15 protein-coding genes and 1 pseudogene are annotated in these 16,385 nt (G+C 60.1%); 14 read left to right on the top strand and 2 right to left on the bottom strand.

The genetic code is table 11. From position 1 onward, the window contains the following. The first annotated feature begins 134 nt into the window (after positions 1-134). From minD to ACQKP4_RS10725, 7 genes and pseudogenes are all read left to right on the top strand, one after another. Positions 135-948: pseudogene (minD, locus tag ACQKP4_RS10755) on the top strand (septum site-determining protein MinD). Further along, complete coding sequence (minE, locus tag ACQKP4_RS10750; RefSeq protein WP_007944431.1) at positions 948-1,202, top strand: cell division topological specificity factor MinE; 255 nt, start codon at positions 948-950, stop codon at positions 1,200-1,202. Before minD ends, minE begins: the two are co-directional and overlap by 1 nt. Before the next feature lie 225 nt (positions 1,203-1,427). Then, entirely contained in the window at positions 1,428-2,063 is a 636-nt protein-coding gene (locus ACQKP4_RS10745) for an RluA family pseudouridine synthase (protein ID WP_427632922.1), read from the top strand. Between the two features lie 49 nt (positions 2,064-2,112). Next, positions 2,113-3,216 carry a hypothetical protein gene (locus ACQKP4_RS10740; protein WP_427632920.1) on the top strand — a complete coding sequence of 368 codons (1,104 nt, stop codon included), beginning with the start codon at positions 2,113-2,115 and terminating at the stop codon, positions 3,214-3,216. 75 nt (positions 3,217-3,291) lie between these two features. Beyond that, entirely contained in the window at positions 3,292-4,581 is a 1,290-nt protein-coding gene (locus ACQKP4_RS10735; protein WP_427632919.1) for a M18 family aminopeptidase, read from the top strand. 185 nt (positions 4,582-4,766) lie between these two features. Further along, on the top strand, positions 4,767-4,943 hold the full coding sequence (locus ACQKP4_RS10730; protein WP_427632917.1) for a hypothetical protein: 177 nt from the start codon (positions 4,767-4,769) through the stop codon (positions 4,941-4,943). 78 nt (positions 4,944-5,021) lie between these two features. Beyond that, the gene (locus ACQKP4_RS10725; protein WP_427632915.1) at positions 5,022-7,196 is read left to right on the top strand and encodes a mechanosensitive ion channel family protein; all 2,175 of its coding nucleotides are present in this window, start codon (positions 5,022-5,024) and stop codon (positions 7,194-7,196) included. Here the strand turns inward: ACQKP4_RS10725 and ACQKP4_RS10720 are convergent. Next, a complete protein-coding gene (locus ACQKP4_RS10720) occupies positions 7,172-7,885 on the bottom strand; it encodes a UTRA domain-containing protein (RefSeq protein WP_427632914.1) in 714 nt (237 codons plus the stop codon). The genes ACQKP4_RS10725 and ACQKP4_RS10720 overlap by 25 nt on opposite strands. 349 nt (positions 7,886-8,234) lie before the next feature. Here ACQKP4_RS10720 and ACQKP4_RS10715 point away from each other — a divergent pair, with 349 nt between their 5' ends. The 6 genes from ACQKP4_RS10715 to ACQKP4_RS10690 all read left to right on the top strand — a co-directional run bounded on the left by ACQKP4_RS10715 (position 8,235) and on the right by ACQKP4_RS10690 (position 13,633). Next, entirely contained in the window at positions 8,235-9,299 is a 1,065-nt protein-coding gene (locus ACQKP4_RS10715; RefSeq protein WP_427632912.1) for an ABC transporter substrate-binding protein, read from the top strand. Between the two features lie 224 nt (positions 9,300-9,523). Further along, positions 9,524-10,330, top strand: coding sequence for an alkaline phosphatase family protein (locus tag ACQKP4_RS10710; protein ID WP_427632910.1), 807 nt, complete (start codon positions 9,524-9,526; stop codon positions 10,328-10,330). Positions 10,331-10,335: 5 nt separating this feature from the next. Beyond that, complete coding sequence (locus ACQKP4_RS10705) at positions 10,336-11,172, top strand: ABC transporter permease (RefSeq protein ID WP_427633000.1); 837 nt, start codon at positions 10,336-10,338, stop codon at positions 11,170-11,172. Beyond that, positions 11,159-11,959 carry an ABC transporter permease gene (locus ACQKP4_RS10700; RefSeq protein WP_427632908.1) on the top strand — a complete coding sequence of 267 codons (801 nt, stop codon included), beginning with the start codon at positions 11,159-11,161 and terminating at the stop codon, positions 11,957-11,959. Before ACQKP4_RS10705 ends, ACQKP4_RS10700 begins: the two co-directional genes overlap by 14 nt. Beyond that, positions 11,956-12,945: an ABC transporter ATP-binding protein gene (locus ACQKP4_RS10695; RefSeq protein ID WP_427632906.1), complete on the top strand. Its 990-nt coding sequence runs from the start codon at positions 11,956-11,958 to the stop codon at positions 12,943-12,945. The genes ACQKP4_RS10700 and ACQKP4_RS10695 overlap by 4 nt, the downstream gene beginning before the upstream one ends. 34 nt (positions 12,946-12,979) lie before the next feature. Next, positions 12,980-13,633 (top strand): HAD family hydrolase, encoded by a 654-nt coding sequence (locus tag ACQKP4_RS10690; protein ID WP_427632904.1) that lies wholly within the window; start codon positions 12,980-12,982, stop codon positions 13,631-13,633. A gap of 282 nt (positions 13,634-13,915) precedes the next feature. On the opposite strand, the gene ACQKP4_RS10685 is transcribed toward ACQKP4_RS10690, so the two are convergent. After that, complete coding sequence (locus ACQKP4_RS10685; RefSeq protein ID WP_427632902.1) at positions 13,916-14,878, bottom strand: zinc-binding dehydrogenase; 963 nt, start codon at positions 14,876-14,878, stop codon at positions 13,916-13,918. A gap of 139 nt (positions 14,879-15,017) precedes the next feature. On the opposite strand from ACQKP4_RS10685, the gene ACQKP4_RS10680 reads away from it, so the two are divergent. After that, positions 15,018-16,385, top strand: a 1,368-nt coding sequence (locus ACQKP4_RS10680) for a S41 family peptidase (RefSeq protein ID WP_427632900.1), incomplete at its 3' end; no start/stop codon positions are given.

The raw sequence follows: 16,385 nt of genomic DNA, 5'->3' as shown, positions 1-16,385 counted from the left end.
AGGTCGAAAGCAGTGTTTACCGCAGGTATGCGCCGCCCAGGACCGGATTCCAGCCAAGGCTGTCCGACTGCAGTAGTTTTTCAAGAGATGTTTTTCAGGGGCTAAAAGTCCTTTTTCCTTAGGGGTGAAACACCTTGGCCAAGATTCTCGTGGTTACATCCGGCAAGGGTGGTGTGGGTAAGACCACCACCAGCGCCGCTATCGGTACCGGCCTCGCACTGCGTGGTCACAAAACAGTTATCGTCGACTTCGACGTCGGTTTGCGTAACCTCGACCTGATCATGGGTTGCGAGCGTCGCGTGGTGTATGACTTCGTCAACGTGGTCAACGGCGAAGCCAACCTGCAGCAAGCCCTGATCAAAGACAAACGCCTGGAAAAACCTCTACGTCCTGGCTGCCAGCCAGACCCGCGACAAAGACGCGCTGACCCAGGAAGGCGTGGAAAAAGTCCTGATGGAGCTCAAGGAACAATTTGAGTTCGTGGTCTGCGACTCCCCGGCCGGCATCGAGAAAGGCGCCCACCTGGCCATGTACTTCGCTGATGAAGCGATTGTCGTGACCAACCCGGAAGTGTCCTCGGTACGCGACTCGGACCGCATGCTCGGCCTGCTGGCCAGCAAGTCGCGCCGCGCCGAGAAAGGCGAAGACCCGATCAAGGAACACCTGCTGCTGACTCGCTACAACCCGCAACGGGTCAGCGATGGCGAAATGCTCGGTGTGGAAGACGTCAAAGAGATTCTGGCTGTCACCCTGCTGGGTGTGATTCCGGAATCGCAAGCAGTGCTCAAGGCCTCCAACTCCGGTGTGCCGGTGATTCTCGACGACCAGAGCGACGCCGGTCAGGCGTACAGCGATGCGGTCGATCGTCTGCTGGGCAAAACCGTGGAACATCGTTTCCTCGATGTCACGAAGAAGGGATTCTTCGAGCGCCTGTTTGGAGGTAGGTAATGAACATTTTTGACTTCTTTCGTGCCAACAAGAAGCCAAGTACCGCATCGGTAGCGAAAGAGCGTCTACAGATCATCGTGGCGCATGAACGCGGCCAACGCAGTACCCCGGACTACCTGCCGGCCTTGCAGAAGGAACTGGTGGAAGTGATCCGCAAGTACGTCAATATCGGGTCCGATGACGTGCACGTTGCACTGGAAAACCAGGGCAGCTGCTCGATTCTGGAACTCAATATCACCCTGCCGGATCGCTAGTCGATCCTGCTGGAGCCACGGCGGCTCAGGTTTCCAGACCCTGTGAGGCGACCTGTGGTGAGGGGGCTTGCCCCCGTTGGGTTGTGAAGCAACCCCAAGACTTTCGACATACCGAAGGTCTTGTGAGTGCTACGCACTCAAACGGGGGCGAGCCCCCTCGCCACGGGTTCCTACAGGGTTTTGAGGGGGCCGAGCCGCCGTTGGCGTTTGTTACGAGGCTGTTTCATGCCGTTGTCGAACATCCGCATCATTCATCAGGACGCCGCCGTATTGGTGGTGAACAAACCCACCCTGCTGCTCTCCGTCCCTGGCCGGGCCGATGACAACAAGGATTGCCTGATCACCCGCCTGCAGGAAAACGGCTACCCCGAAGCGCGAATCGTCCATCGCCTGGATTGGGAAACCTCCGGCATCATTCTGCTGGCCCGCGACCCGGATACCCATCGCGAACTGTCTCGGCAATTTCACGACCGCGAAACCGAAAAGGCCTACACCGCCCTGTGCTGGGGACAACCGGAACTGGACAGCGGCAGCATCGATCTGCCCTTGCGTTACGATCCGCCAACCAAGCCCCGCCATGTGGTCGACCACGAATTCGGCAAGCACGCCCTGACCTTCTGGCGCGTGCTGGAACGCTGTGGCGACTGGTGCCGCGTCGAGCTGACCCCCATCACCGGCCGCTCTCACCAATTGCGCGTGCACATGCTTTCCATCGGCCACCCGCTGTTGGGCGACGGGCTCTATGCCCACGAGCAAGCCCTCGCTGCCTGGCCGCGCCTGTGCCTGCACGCCAGCATGCTCGGCTTCACCCATCCTCAGACCGGCGAACGTTTGCGCTTCGAATGCCCGGCACCGTTTTAAGCATTGCCGGGTACGCAGTCGCCCGCATTTGCCAAAGGATTTCATACCGATGAGTTTTACTGATTCCCTGGTAGCACCCGTCAAAAAACCCCGTCACCAATTGCTCTATCTGATTTACGGCAACCAGGACGTGTACCGGCGCGAAGCCAAGTTCAGCATTTTGACCGCGCTGTCCCACGCCCGAAACGGCAACCTGCCGAGCATCCGCATCCTCACGGATCGCCCGCAGGACTACGCCGGCTGGCCGGTAGAAACCGTGCTCCTGACCCAGGACACGCTGAACCTGTGGCAAGGCGAAAACGGTTATCACCATCGCCGCAAGGCCTGCGCCATTGCCGAAGGCCTGAAGTTCGCGGAAAAAACCCTGTTCGTCGACACCGACACGCTGTTCACCAGCGACCCGAACCTGGCGTTCAAGCACATTCTGCCCGGCCATTACTTGATGGATCGCTTCGAGTACGACTGGCAGACCGTCTGTGAACGCGCCGACTACGTGAAACTCGGCGTGTGCCTGCGCGCTCACGGCGTCACCGCCGACAACGGCTTCAAGCTGTACAACAGCGGTTTGTGCGGCGTGACCGATCGCGACAGCGCCCTGCTGGCAACGTCGATCGGCTTCATCGACGCATGGACCCGCGATGGCTTCGACATTCACACCATCGAGCAGATCGCCCTGTCGTTCGCCATGCGCGACCGGCCTGTCAAGGAAGCCAGGAAATACGTCTATCACTACTTCGCGGAAAAACGTTTTTTCCACGCGATGCAGGCGTATTTCTTCTCCCAGCATGGCGAGCAGTTCAGCCGGGATCTGGTTGACCTGTGCCGTGACGTGCCCCGTGTCAAACCCTTCCCGTCGGCCTGGCAGCGGCTGAAAATCAAATGGAAACTGCGCCACCAGAGCGGCGTCATGCGCAAGGTTGGCCGTGATCTGTTGTACGGCAGCGCCGCGCCCGATCACCCGTACTACACGGCTTGCCGACACGAATGGTGGGAATGCGCCTCGCGGGAAATTCTTCGCTGGGACCGCAGCCGTCAGAAAAAACTGCTGGAAGCGCAGCAAGGCTGGCCCGCGCAACTGCCCAAGCCGGAAAAGCCCGAAGATGAGCGGATCATCATGAAATACCTGAAAAAGCGGGTGGAAGCGGCGCGCTGACGTGAGCCGTTCACGTCATGCCCAAAGCCTCCAGCCAATACGTTAAACTCCCGCCACTGCTGTCTGGAGCTTCTTATGCGCGAAGAGTTGAACCAAGGCCTGATCGACTTCCTCAAGGCCTCCCCTACCCCGTTTCATGCCACTGCCAGCCTTGTTCAGCGTCTGGAAGCGGCAGGCTTTGTTCGACTGGACGAACGCGAGACATGGACCACCGAAGCCAATGGTCGTTACTACGTCACCCGCAACGATTCCTCGATTGTCGCGTTCAAGATGGGCCGCCATTCGCCGCTGCTGGGTGGCATTCGCCTGGTCGGCGCCCACACCGACAGCCCGTGCCTGCGGGTCAAACCGCAGCCAGAACTGCAACGTCAGGGTTTCTGGCAACTGGGCGTCGAAGTCTATGGCGGCGCACTGCTGGCCCCGTGGTTCGACCGTGACCTGTCGCTGGCCGGGCGCGTAACCTTTCGCCGTGACGGCAAGGTCGAGAGCCAGTTGATCGACTTCAAGGCACCGATTGCGACCATTCCGAACCTGGCGATTCACCTCAACCGTGAAGCCAATATGGGCTGGGCCATCAACGCGCAGACCGAGCTGCCGCCGATCCTCGCGCAATTTGCCGGCGACGAGCGCGTCGACTTCCGTGCGGTGCTGACCAATCAGTTGGCGCTGGAACATGGCTTGAACGCGGACGTGGTGCTCGATTACGAGCTGAGCTTCTACGACACTCAAAGTGCCGCGATCATTGGCCTGCATGGCGACTTTATTGCCGGCGCGCGTCTCGACAACCTGCTGTCGTGCTACGCCGGCCTGCAAGCGCTGCTGACCACCGAAACCGACGAAACCTGCGTGCTGGTGTGCAACGACCACGAAGAAGTCGGCTCCTGCTCGGCGTGCGGCGCCGACGGCCCGATGCTTGAGCAAACCCTGCGTCGCCTGCTGCCTGAGGGGGACGAATTCGTACGGACCATTCAGAAATCGCTGCTGGTGTCGGCCGACAACGCCCACGGCGTGCACCCCAACTACGCAGACAAGCACGACGCCAACCACGGCCCGAAACTCAACGCCGGCCCGGTGATCAAGGTCAACAGCAACCAGCGTTATGCGACCAACAGCGAAACCGCCGGGTTCTTCCGCCATCTGTGCATGGCCGAGGAAGTGCCGGTGCAAAGCTTCGTGGTGCGCAGCGACATGGGCTGTGGCTCGACCATCGGTCCGATCACCGCCAGCCACCTGGGCGTGCGCACCGTGGACATCGGCCTGCCGACGTTCGCCATGCACTCGATCCGCGAACTGTGCGGCAGCCATGACCTGGCGCACCTGGTCAAGGTGCTGAGCGCGTTCTACGCCTGCCGCGAGTTGCCGTAACCCGGCGGATCAAAAGCTTCGCGAGCAAGCTCGCTCCCACATGTTCAATGTGGAGCTTGCTCGTGAAGGCGCCCGCTCGAACGATACAAGTTCAGGATCAGCATGACTCATCCCTGAAACACATCACCACCGGCCACCCAAAAGCCACCTAGACTTTAACTATTCCTTTTGACAAGGCTGTCGCCATGATCTCGATGTCTTCGTTCCACGCCATGCTGATCCCGATTCTGACCGGGATGATCCTGCTGGCCATCGGCTTCAACTTCCGCGATAAAAACGCCGGCGTGTTCGCCATGTGGATCGGCATGTTGACCATTCTTGCCACCGTGGTTTTCAAAATCCTTGCCAAACTCAACGAATAAATCCTCTGCGCCGTCTCGCATTGGTTTTGACGGGCTCGTACACTCGGTCGATCTGCTCATTCCAAGGTTGACCGCCTAGTGTTCGCTCGTCTTTTCGCCCTGCCGTGCTTTTTCCTGGTCTGCTTCATGACGTTGCTGCCGATGGCGCCTGCCCAGGCGGTCGGCTTGCCGAGCTTGCTCAGCAACTCGACAACGCCGCCCCAGCCGCAAGCGCAGGAGCCGTTGGGGCAATCGCTGGACGAGGTGATCAAGTCCCTGGAAAACGATCAGCAGCGCAGCAAATTGCTGGCCGACCTGAAGAAGCTGCGCGACGTCACCAAGAAAGCCCAACCGACCGCCGAAGAAGGTGTCCTCGGACTGATCGGCGGCACGCTCGCCAGTTTTGAAAAACAATTCACCGGCGCCGACAGCCCGATCACGCGCTGGTCCGAAGAGTTCGACCTGGCCGGGGATGAATTGAAGGCGCTGATGCTGCCGGCCAGTGAATGGCTGCCGATCATCTTCGGGTTCGCCATGATCCTGATGGTCTGGAGCCTGCTGGCGGCGGCGCTGATCTGGCTTGGACATCGGGTGCGGATGCGCTTCGGCCTGACCGAAGAACTGCCGCAACACCCCAAGGCCCTCGACATGCTGCGCTTCGCCCTGCGCAAACTCGGACCGTGGCTGATTGCCTTGGTCATCACCGTTTACATGAGCTACGCCCTGCCCTCGTCATTGGGCAAAAGCCTGGCGATGGTGCTGGCCTATGCGCTGGTGGTCGGCACCTGTTTCTCGGCGATCTGCGTGATCGCGTTTTCGGTGCTCGACGGTCCGCACCGCCACCGCGCGTTGTACATCCTGCGGCACCAGGCCTTTCGCCCGTTATGGCTGATCGGCAGCTTCGCCGCCTTCGGTGAAGCCCTGAACGACCCGCGCCTGGTGGCAAGCCTTGGCACTCACCTGGCTCACACCGCCGCGACCACTGCCAACGTACTGGCCGCGCTGTCGACCGGGCTGTTTATCCTGCGCTTCCGCCGCCCTATCGCCCACCTGATCCGTAATCAGCCGTTGTCCCGGCGCCTGACCCGCCGCGCCCTCAGCGACACCATCGATATCCTCGGCACCTTCTGGTACATGCCGGCGCTTGTCCTGGTGTGCATCTCGCTGCTCGCCACGTTCATTTCCGCTGGCGACACCAGCACCGCGCTGCGTCAGTCGCTGATCTGCACCGTGCTGCTGGTGTTGTGCATGGTCATCAACGGTCTGGTGCGGCGCCATTCGCTGAAACCGCAGCGCGTGAAACGCCACGCGCTCTATTCGGATCGCCTGAAAAGCTTTTTCTACACCCTCGCGCATCTGCTGGTGTGGCTGGTGTTTATCGAGCTGGGCCTGCGGGTGTGGGGCATGTCGCTGATCACCTTCACCGAGGGCGAAGGGCATGAAGTCAGCGTCAAATTGTTCAGCCTGGCCGGCACGCTGATTTTTGCCTGGCTGATCTGGATTCTCAGCGACACCGCCGTGCACCACGCCCTCACCCGTTCGCGCAAAGGGCTGGCCAACGCCCGCGCGCAGACGATGATGCCGCTGATCCGCAACGTGCTGTTCGTGGCGATTTTCATCGTCGCGTTGATCGTTGCGTTGGCGAACATGGGCATGAACGTCACGCCACTGCTGGCCGGCGCCGGGGTGATCGGCCTGGCCATCGGTTTCGGTGCGCAGTCGCTGGTCGCGGACTTGATTACCGGGCTGTTCATCATCATCGAAGACTCGCTGGCCATCGACGACTACGTCGACGTCGGCGGCCACCTCGGCACCGTCGAAGGCCTGACCATCCGCACCGTGCGCCTGCGGGACATCGACGGCATCGTCCACACCATCCCGTTCAGCGAAATCAAAAGCATCAAGAACTACTCCCGGGAATTCGGCTACGCGATTTTCCGGGTGGCGGTGCCGTACAACATGGACATCGACGAGGCGATCAAACTGATGCGCGAAGTCGGGCAGAAAATGCGCACCGACCCGTTGCAACGCCGCAACATCTGGTCGCCGCTGGAAATCCAGGGAGTCGAAAGTTTTGAATCGGGCAATGCGATTTTACGTGCACGGTTCAAGACCGCGCCGATCAAACAGTGGGAAGTGTCACGGGCCTTCAACCTGTCCCTCAAACGGCATCTGGACGAGGCCGGGCTGGACCTGGCGACGCCGCGCATGAGCGTGCAAGTTGCCACGGCCACCGGTGGCCAGCAGGGTCAAACCACATCAACCCCGACGTGAATCGCATCATGGCGCCAGAACTCAAGATCGCAATCGATCAACCGCCCCCGCTGATCATAATTGACCCGAGCGATTCGCAGCCCCGGACTCCCCACCGACACCCGTAACGCCGCCGCCGCATCCACCGACAACGCCGTCGGCACCATCTCGAACCGCACCCGCCCATAGTGCAAATCGTAATGCCGGGCATACAGCTCGGTGATCGACTGATTCAAATCAAACTCAAGAATCCCCGGAAAAAACTGCGGGTTCAAATAGTGCTCCACATACAACACCAGCCGCCCGTCAATCCGTCGTGAACGGCAGATCTGAATCACGCTCGACAACGCCGGCAATTGCAACCAGGCACACACCGCCGCCGACGCCGGCTGCAACCGCGCCGAAATCACCTCGGTCGAGGGCACCCGCCCCTGCGCACTGACCATCGCGTGAAAGTGACTGCGTTGCATCAGGTTGTAAGCCAGGCGCGGCGGCGACACGAACCAGCCGCGACGCTCTTCACGATAAATCTGCCCTTGCGCTTCCAATTGCAACAACGCTTCACGCACGGTGATCCGCGTGGTACCGAACAACTCACTGAGTTTGCGCTCGGCCGGCAACTTGCTCCCCGGCGCCAACAGCCCATGGTCGAGCTGTTCTTGCAGAACCTGCCCGATGGCTGTCACCGCTTTGGTGGTCTCGATGCGCATCAACGTTACCTATCTGGACTAGACCAGCACTGTTTCGGGGCAGAGCCGTGACTCAAACCGGCTCCATCAACTCCCTGCAAGCCTAGGCACTGCTTATGACTGGCAGATGACAAAGCCGCCGAACGGTTGACTTACACGCGTGCAAATTCGCGGCCAAGTCCTTTCATATCAGCCCGTTAGCCATGGTCTACGCTTACTCCGAGGCCTGAGCATTGCCCGGCAAAAAATCGTGGCTGACCGATCATCGACATCAAAATGTCATGACTGCCGCCTAAATTGGCTCAGGTATTGCTGACCTAGACCAACACAACCGCAATCGCAGCGTTGAAAACGCCCAAAGGAGCTTCGGATGAAAAAGCTTTTCCTGGCATCACTGTTAGGCTCGACCATTGCCATGTGCACCGCCGCCATGGCCGCTGATGATTTGAAAACACTGGAAGCCGCTGCGAAAGCGGAAGGCGCGGTCAATAGCGTCGGCATGCCCGATGACTGGGCCAACTGGAAAGGCACGTGGGAAGACCTGGCCAAGACCTACGGCCTGAAACACATCGACACCGACATGAGCTCGGCGCAGGAAATCGCCAAGTTCGCCGCTGAAAAAGACAACGCCAGTGCCGACATCGGCGACGTCGGCGCCGCCTTCGGCCCGATTGCGGTCAAACAAGGCGTGGTGCAGCCGTACAAGCCAACCACCTGGGCGCAAGTCCCGGATTGGGCCAAGGACAAGGACGGCAACTGGGCGCTGGCCTACACCGGCACCATCGCCTTCATCATCAACAAGAAGTTGCTGCACGGTTCCGAAGCACCGACCAAGTGGGCTGACCTGAAAACCGGCAAATACAAAGTGTCCATCGGCGACGTGAGCACCGCGGCTCAAGCGGCCAACGGCGTGCTGGCCGCGGCATTGGCCAACGGTGGCGACGAGAAAAACATCCAGCCTGCTCTGTTGCTGTTCGCAGGCATCGCCAAACAGGGTCGCCTGTCGATGGCCAACCCGACCATCGCCACCATGGAAAAAGGTGAGATCGAAGTCGGCGTGGTCTGGGACTTCAACGGCCTGAGCTACAAGGCGAAGATGGCCAACCCGGATGATTACATCGTGCTGATTCCGTCCGACGGTTCGGTGATTTCCGGTTACACCACCATCATCAACAAGTACGCGAAGAACCCGAACGCCGCCAAGCTGACCCGCGAATACATCTTCAGCGACGCCGGCCAGATCAACCTGGCACGCGGCAATGCCCGTCCGATCCGCGCCGAGCACGTCACCCTGCCGGCAGACGTCAAATCCAAGCTGCTGCCGAACGAGCAGTACAAGGGCGTGACGCCGATCAAGGACGCGGATGCGTGGGAGAAAACGTCGAAGGCGCTGCCGCAGAAGTGGAACGAAGAAGTCCTCGTCGAAATGAAGTGATGGCGGCACCCACGGTGTGATCCGACAAAGATCCCCGTGGGAGCGAGCCTCTGTGGTGAGGGGGCTTGCCGCCGCTGGACTGCGCAGCACAGCCCCGGAATTTCTGATTCCGGGGCCGCTTCGCGACCCGACGGGGGCAAGTCCCCTCGCCACAGGCCCGCTCCCACCGTGGACCGGGTTGAATTCAAGTCTTCGATATTGCTGTTCTGCGGAGTTTTGCCCCTATGAAGCACAACGTCATCCTTGTCGTGCTCGACGGCCTCAACTTTGAGGTCGCGCGCCATGCCATGGGGCACTTGCAGGCTTACGTCGGCGCAGGTCGCGCAGCGCTCTATAAACTGGAGTGCGAACTGCCGGCCCTGTCCCGACCGCTGTACGAATGCATCCTGACCGGCGTTACGCCGATCGACAGCGGCATCGTCCACAACAACGTCTCGCGCCTGTCCAACCAGCGCAGCATTTATCACTACGCCACCGACGCCGGCCTTACCACCGCGGCTGCCGCCTATCACTGGGTCAGCGAGTTGTATAACCGCTCACCCTTCGTGGCCGCCCGCGACCGTCACACCGACGACCCGCAACTGCCGATTCAACACGGTCATTTCTACTGGAACGACCATTACCCGGATTCACACCTGTTCGCCGACGCCGAAAACCTTCGCCTGCGTCACGCGCCGGACTTTTTACTGATTCACCCCATGAACATCGACGACGCCGGGCACAAGCACGGCCTCGACACTGCGCAATACCGCAACAGCGCCCGCTCGGCCGACATCATTCTCGCCGACTACCTGCAAGCCTGGCTCGACGCCGGTTATCAGGTGCTGGTGACTGCCGACCACGGCATGAACAACGACCGCTCGCACAACGGCCTGCTGCCGGAAGAACGCGAAGTGCCGCTGTTCGTCCTCGGCGACGCGTTCAGTTTCAACGCCGACGCCGCACCGAAACAAACCGAAATCTGCGGCACCGTCTGCGAACTGCTCGGCGTGCCCCACGACAAACCTGTGTGCCAGGAGCTGCTCAAGTGAATGCCATGACCCGCGGCAAATGGCTGGCGGCACTGTGTCTGGTGCCCTTCGCCCTGTTCTTTATCGTGTTCGAGATCGCCCCGCTGGTGTGGGTGATGATCAACAGCCTGCAATCGGAAGAGTTCGGCTGGGGCATCGAGAACTTCACCAAAATCTTCAGCTCGAAATTCTATTTGCAGGCGATCCAGTACAGCCTCGAGATCAGTTTCTGGTCGAGCGTGTTCGGGATCATCATCGCGGTGCTGGGCGCCTATTCGCTGCGCCGGGTCGATTCGAAACTGCGCAACTTCGTCAACGCCTTCGCCAACATGACCAGCAACTTCGCCGGCGTGCCATTGGCCTTCGCGTTCATCATTCTGCTGGGCTTCAACGGCAGCTTCACGATCATGCTCAAGCAGGCGGGGATCATTCAGGATTTCAACCTGTACTCGAAAACCGGGCTGATCATCCTCTACACCTACTTCCAGATTCCGCTCGGCGTGCTGCTGCTCTACCCGGCCTTCGACGCGCTGCGCGAAGACTGGCGCGAGTCCGCCGAACTGCTCGGCGCCAGCGGCTGGCAATTCTGGCGACACATCGGTTTGCCGGTGTTGACGCCTGCGCTGCTCGGCACGTTCGTGATCCTGCTGGCCAACGCGCTCGGCGCCTACGCCACGGTCTACGCGCTGACCACCGGCAACTTCAACGTGCTACCGATCCGCATTGCAGCGATGGTCTCCGGTGACATTTCCCTGGACCCGAACCTGGCCAGTGCGCTGGCCGTGGTGCTGGTGGCGTTGATGACCCTGGTGACCATCGTCCATCAGTTGCTGTTGAAGAGGAGCTACCATGTCTCGCGCTGAATTGGGCCCTGTCGGTGTCTATCACCGGGTCGTGGTGTACCTGCTGTTCGCCATTCTGTTGTTGCCGCTGCTCGGCACCCTGATCTACTCGATTGCCAGCAGTTGGTCGGCGACGATCCTGCCCAGCGGCTTTACGTTCAAGTGGTACATCCAGCTGTGGAGCGATCCGCGTTTTCTGCACGCATTCGGGCAGTCGCTGCTGGTCTGCGTCGGCGCGCTGATACTGTCGGTGGTGCTGATTCTGCCGCTGCTGTTTGTGGTGCATTACCACTTCCCGAAACTGGATGCGCTGATGAACATCCTGATCCTGCTGCCCTTTGCGGTGCCGCCGGTGGTGTCGTCCGTAGGGCTATTGCAGCTCTACGGCTCGGGGCCGTTTGCCATGGTGGGGACGCCGTGGATTCTGATCGGTTGCTACTTCACCGTCGCGCTGCCGTTCATGTACCGGGCGATCACCAACAACCTGCAAGCGATCAACCTCCGCGACCTGATGGACGCCGCGCAACTGCTCGGTGCCAGCACTTTCCAGGCGGCAATCCTGGTGGTGTTGCCGAACCTGCGCAAGGGTCTGATGGTGGCGTTGCTGCTGTCGTTTTCGTTCCTGTTCGGTGAATTCGTGTTCGCCAACATCCTCGTCGGCACCCGCTACGAAACCCTGCAGGTTTACCTCAACAACATGCGCAACAGCAGCGGCCACTTCACCAGTGCGCTGGTGATTTCCTATTTCTTCTTTGTGCTGGTTCTGACCTGGGCGGCCAATATCTTGAACAAGGACAAAAGCGAATGAGCTATGTCAGCGTCCAACATCTGCAAAAGAATTACGCGGGCACCACGGTGTTCAGCGACATCAACTGCGAGATCCAGAAAGGTGAATTCGTCACCCTGCTCGGCCCGTCCGGTTGCGGTAAATCCACGCTGCTGCGCTGCATCGCCGGGCTGACCGCGGTCGATGGCGGCAAGATCCTGCTGGAGGGGGTCGATCTGGTGCCGATGAGCCCGCAAAAACGCGGCATCGGCATGGTGTTCCAGAGTTACGCACTGTTCCCGAACATGACCGTGGAGCAAAACGTTGCCTTCGGTTTGCGCATGCAAAAGGTCAACGCCGACGACAGCCACAGGCGGGTCGCCGAAGTGCTGAAGCTGGTGGAGCTGAACGACTTCGCCTCGCGCTATCCGCATCAACTCTCTGGCGGCCAATGTCAGCGCGTGGCCCTCGCCCGTTCGCTGGTCACCCGGCCACGGCTGTTGCTGCTGGACGAACCGCTGTCGGCCCTGGATGCGCGAATTCGCAAGCACTTGCGCGAGCAGATCCGTGCGATTCAGCGTGAATTGGGCCTGACCACGATCTTCGTCACACACGATCAGGAAGAAGCGCTGACCATGTCTGACCGGATTTTCCTGATGAATCAGGGAAAGATCGTACAGAGCGGCGACGCCGAAACCCTCTACACCGCGCCGGTGGATGTGTTTGCCGCAGGCTTTATCGGCAACTACAACCTGCTCGATGCCGACGCCGCCTCGAAGCTGTTGCAGCGGCCGATCACCCACCGCATCGCGATTCGCCCGGAAGCCATCGAACTGAGCCTGAACGGCGACCTCGACGCGCAAATCCGCAGCCACAGCTTACTGGGCAACGTGATTCGCTACCGGGTCGAAGCCCGGGGCGTGGAACTGGTGGTGGATGTGCTGAACCGCTCGGCGGCCGACCTGCATCCCGATGGAAAACGCCTGGCACTTTCCATCGATCCGACGGCCCTGTGTGAGGTAGCCTGATGCCTTCGCTGATGTTGAAGAGAGAACTGCACTGATGGCCCTGGCAATTTTTGATCTGGACGAAACCCTGATCCACGGCGACTGCGCCACCCTCTGGAGCGAGCAAATGGGCCGCCTGGGTTGGGTCGATCCCGAGTCGTTCATGCGGCAGAACGACGAATTGATGGACGCTTACAGCCACGGCAAGTTGCGGATGGAGGACTACATGACCTTCAGCCTGGAACCGATGATCGGGCGCACGCCGGAAGAAGTCGCGCATTTGGTCGGCCCGTGGGTGGAAGACTTTATCGAGCCGATCATCTTCAGCGACGCCACCAAAACCATCGCCGCCCATCGCAAGGCCGGCGACCGGATCCTGGTGATCTCGGCGTCGGGCACGCACCTGGTTGGGCCGATTGCCGAACGGTTGGGCATCGACGAGATTCTGGGTATCGAACTGGAAGTGACGCATGGCGTTTATAGCGGCAACACGGTCGGCACCCTGACCTACCGCGAAGGCAAGATCACGCGTTTGCTGGAGTGGCTGGATGCCGAAGAGGAAAACCTGGAAGGCGCGAGTTTCTATTCCGACTCACGCAACGATTTGCCGCTGTTGCTGAAGGTCGATTTCCCGCATGTGGTGAACCCGGACCCGGTGTTGCTGGAGCACGCACAAAAGGCCGGCTGGCCGATCCATCTCTGGAAGTAACACAAACCCCTGTGGGAGCGGGCTTGCCCGCGAAAGCGGCGCGTCATTCAACACTGATATCGACTGACACTCCCTCTTCGCGAGCAAGCCCGCTCCCACAAGGATTGCGCCGTACCTGTGGGAGTCTGGCTTGCCCGCGATGAACGATGACGCGGTGGCTCTGGCAGTAACACAAAACCCCTGTGGGAGCGGGCTTGCCCGCGAAGGCGGCGTGTCATTCAACATGGATATCGACTGGCACGCCCTCTTCGCGAGCAAGCCCGTCCCACAGGTTCAGTGTCGTCAAGTCAGGCTCTGATCGATCACCAACACCAACTTCCCCGCCACGGTATTAGTCGCCAGCTGCGCGAACGCCGCTTCGGCGTCCTTGATGTTGAATGTCTGCGCCAACTGCGGCTTCAAACGCCCTTCCGCAAACAACGGCCAGACATGCTGACTTAGCTCACTGAATAGATCCGCCTTGAACTGATCGTCGCGGCTGCGCAACGTCGAACCCAGCAGTTGCACGCGCTTGGCCAGCACCTGCGCCAGGTCCAGCTTCGCGTCGCGCCCGCCCATCAAACCTATCAGCACCCAACGGCCGTCCAGCGCCATCAGTTTCAGGTTCAACGCCGCGTAGTTGCCACCGACCGGGTCGAGAATCACGTTGAACGGGCCCAAGTCGGCCAGGCCCTCCAGATCACCGTTGCGTACCACGCCACCCTGGGCGCCCAGCGCTTCGCAATAAGCCAGACGCTCGGCGGAACCCACGCTGACCCAGCACGGGTTGCCAAAGGCCTTGCACAGCTGAATGGCGGCTGAACCGATTCCACTTGCTCCGGCGTGCAGCAGAACTTTCTCACCGGGTTTGAGCGCGGCCAGATGAAATAAATTTAACCAGACGGTGGCGTACACCTCCGGCAACGCAGCCGCCTCGGCCAGGGACAAACCTTCGGGGACAGGCAACACATGCCGCCCGTCGACAACCACCTCTTCGGCCATCCCGCCCCCGGCCAGCAAGGCGCAAACCCGATCACCGACCTGCCAGGATGAACCCGCGCCGACTTCGGTGATCACCCCCGAACACTCAAGACCCAGTGCCTGACTGGCCCCCGGCGGTGGCGGATACAAGCCCGCTTTCTGCAACAAATCGGCGCGATTGAGACCCGCTGCCGCCACTCGAATGCGAACTTGTCCTACATCGCATGCAGGACTCGGCTCTTCAACCCACTCCACTCGACCTTCCACGCCTTGCAATGCCTTCACAGTGCCTCCATAGTGAGTCCGGACTGAGCCCGTAGCTGTAGCGCCGGGCTTTCTTGCATTATGCGACCGGCTCTTCACGGACCGGCGACTTCAAAGACGGCCTAATATGCGTGATCAATTGTCCCCGCGTCGAATCAGCATGAAGCATTTGTTTCCCAGCACCGCCCTCGCCCTGTTCATTGGTATCGGCCTGCTGCCGATGTCGAGCAATACGTTTGCAGCCAATAGCTGGGACAACCTTCAGCCTGATCGTGACGAAGTGATCGCCAGCCTGAACGTCGTCGAGCTGCTCAAACGTCATCACTACAGCAAGCCGCCGCTTGATGATGCGCGCTCGGTAATCATCTACGACAGCTACCTCAAGCTGCTGGATCCGTCGCGCAGCTACTTCCTGGCCAGCGACATTGCCGAATTCGACAAATGGAAAACCCAGTTTGACGACTTCCTCAAAAGCGGCGACCTGAACGCCGGGTTCACCATCTACAAGCGCTACCTGGACCGCGTCAAAGCGCGTCTGGACTTCGCCCTTGCCGAGCTGAACAAAGGCGTCGACAAAATCGACTTCACCACCAAGGAAACCTTGCTGATCGATCGCAAGGACGCCCCTTGGCTCAAATCCACCGCAGAACTCGACGACCTGTGGCGCAAACGCGTCAAGGACGAAGTGCTGCGCATGAAGATCGCTGGCAAGGACAACAAGCAGATTCAGGAAACGCTGACCAAGCGTTACAAGAATCAGCTGGCGCGTCTGGACCAGACCCGTCCGGAAGACATCTTCCAGGCGTACATCAACACCTTCGCCATGTCCTACGACCCGCATACCAACTATCTGTCGCCGGATAACGCGGAGAACTTCGACATCAACATGAGCCTGTCCCTCGAGGGCATCGGCGCCGTGTTGCAGAGCGACAACGACCAGGTAAAAGTCGTGCGTCTGGTGCCTGCCGGCCCGGCCGACAAAACCAAAATGGTCGCCCCGGCCGACAAGATCATCGGCGTTGCCCAGGGCAACAAAGAGATGGTCGACGTGGTGGGCTGGCGCCTGGACGAAGTGGTCAAGCTGATCCGTGGTCCGAAAGGCACCGTGGTGCGCCTGGAAGTGATTCCGGCCAGCAATGCGCCGAACGACCAGACCACCAAGATCGTGCCGATCACCCGTGAAGCGGTGAAGCTTGAAGATCAGGCCGTTAAAAAGTCGATCCTCAGCCTGAAACAGGATGGCAAGGACTACAAACTCGGCGTGATCGAGATTCCGGCCTTCTACCTCGATTTCAAGGCGTTCCGTGCCGGTGATCCGGACTACAAGAGCACCACCCGCGACGTCAAGAAGTTGCTGACCGAGCTGCAGAAAGACAAGGTCGACGGCGTGGTCATCGACTTGCGTAATAACGGCGGCGGTTCGTTGCAGGAAGCCGCCATCCCGGCCGTGTTCAAACTCGATCCGATCTCCGCGACCGGCACGGCGATTTTCTTCTCCGCACTGATCTCGATGCTGGTGCTGAAGATC

The organism is Pseudomonas sp. NPDC086278 (genome assembly GCF_050280905.1).
Classification (GTDB): domain Bacteria; phylum Pseudomonadota; class Gammaproteobacteria; order Pseudomonadales; family Pseudomonadaceae; genus Aquipseudomonas.
Note: the sequence above shows the minus strand (reverse complement) of the source record. Positions and strands in the feature narration are given on the sequence as shown.

Coding starts and splice junctions, on each gene's coding strand:
- ACQKP4_RS10695 (WP_427632906.1), top strand. CDS start 11,956: ATGAGCTATGTCAGCGTCCAACATCTGCAAAAGAATTACGCGGGCACC.
- ACQKP4_RS10705 (WP_427633000.1), top strand. CDS start 10,336: ATGACCCGCGGCAAATGGCTGGCGGCACTGTGTCTGGTGCCCTTCGCC.
- ACQKP4_RS10735 (WP_427632919.1), top strand. CDS start 3,292: ATGCGCGAAGAGTTGAACCAAGGCCTGATCGACTTCCTCAAGGCCTCC.
- ACQKP4_RS10710 (WP_427632910.1), top strand. CDS start 9,524: ATGAAGCACAACGTCATCCTTGTCGTGCTCGACGGCCTCAACTTTGAG.
- ACQKP4_RS10730 (WP_427632917.1), top strand. CDS start 4,767: ATGATCTCGATGTCTTCGTTCCACGCCATGCTGATCCCGATTCTGACC.
- ACQKP4_RS10700 (WP_427632908.1), top strand. CDS start 11,159: ATGTCTCGCGCTGAATTGGGCCCTGTCGGTGTCTATCACCGGGTCGTG.
- ACQKP4_RS10720 (WP_427632914.1), bottom strand. CDS start 7,885: ATGCGCATCGAGACCACCAAAGCGGTGACAGCCATCGGGCAGGTTCTG.
- ACQKP4_RS10740 (WP_427632920.1), top strand. CDS start 2,113: ATGAGTTTTACTGATTCCCTGGTAGCACCCGTCAAAAAACCCCGTCAC.
- ACQKP4_RS10690 (WP_427632904.1), top strand. CDS start 12,980: ATGGCCCTGGCAATTTTTGATCTGGACGAAACCCTGATCCACGGCGAC.
- ACQKP4_RS10745 (WP_427632922.1), top strand. CDS start 1,428: ATGCCGTTGTCGAACATCCGCATCATTCATCAGGACGCCGCCGTATTG.
- minE (WP_007944431.1), top strand. CDS start 948: ATGAACATTTTTGACTTCTTTCGTGCCAACAAGAAGCCAAGTACCGCA.
- ACQKP4_RS10715 (WP_427632912.1), top strand. CDS start 8,235: ATGAAAAAGCTTTTCCTGGCATCACTGTTAGGCTCGACCATTGCCATG.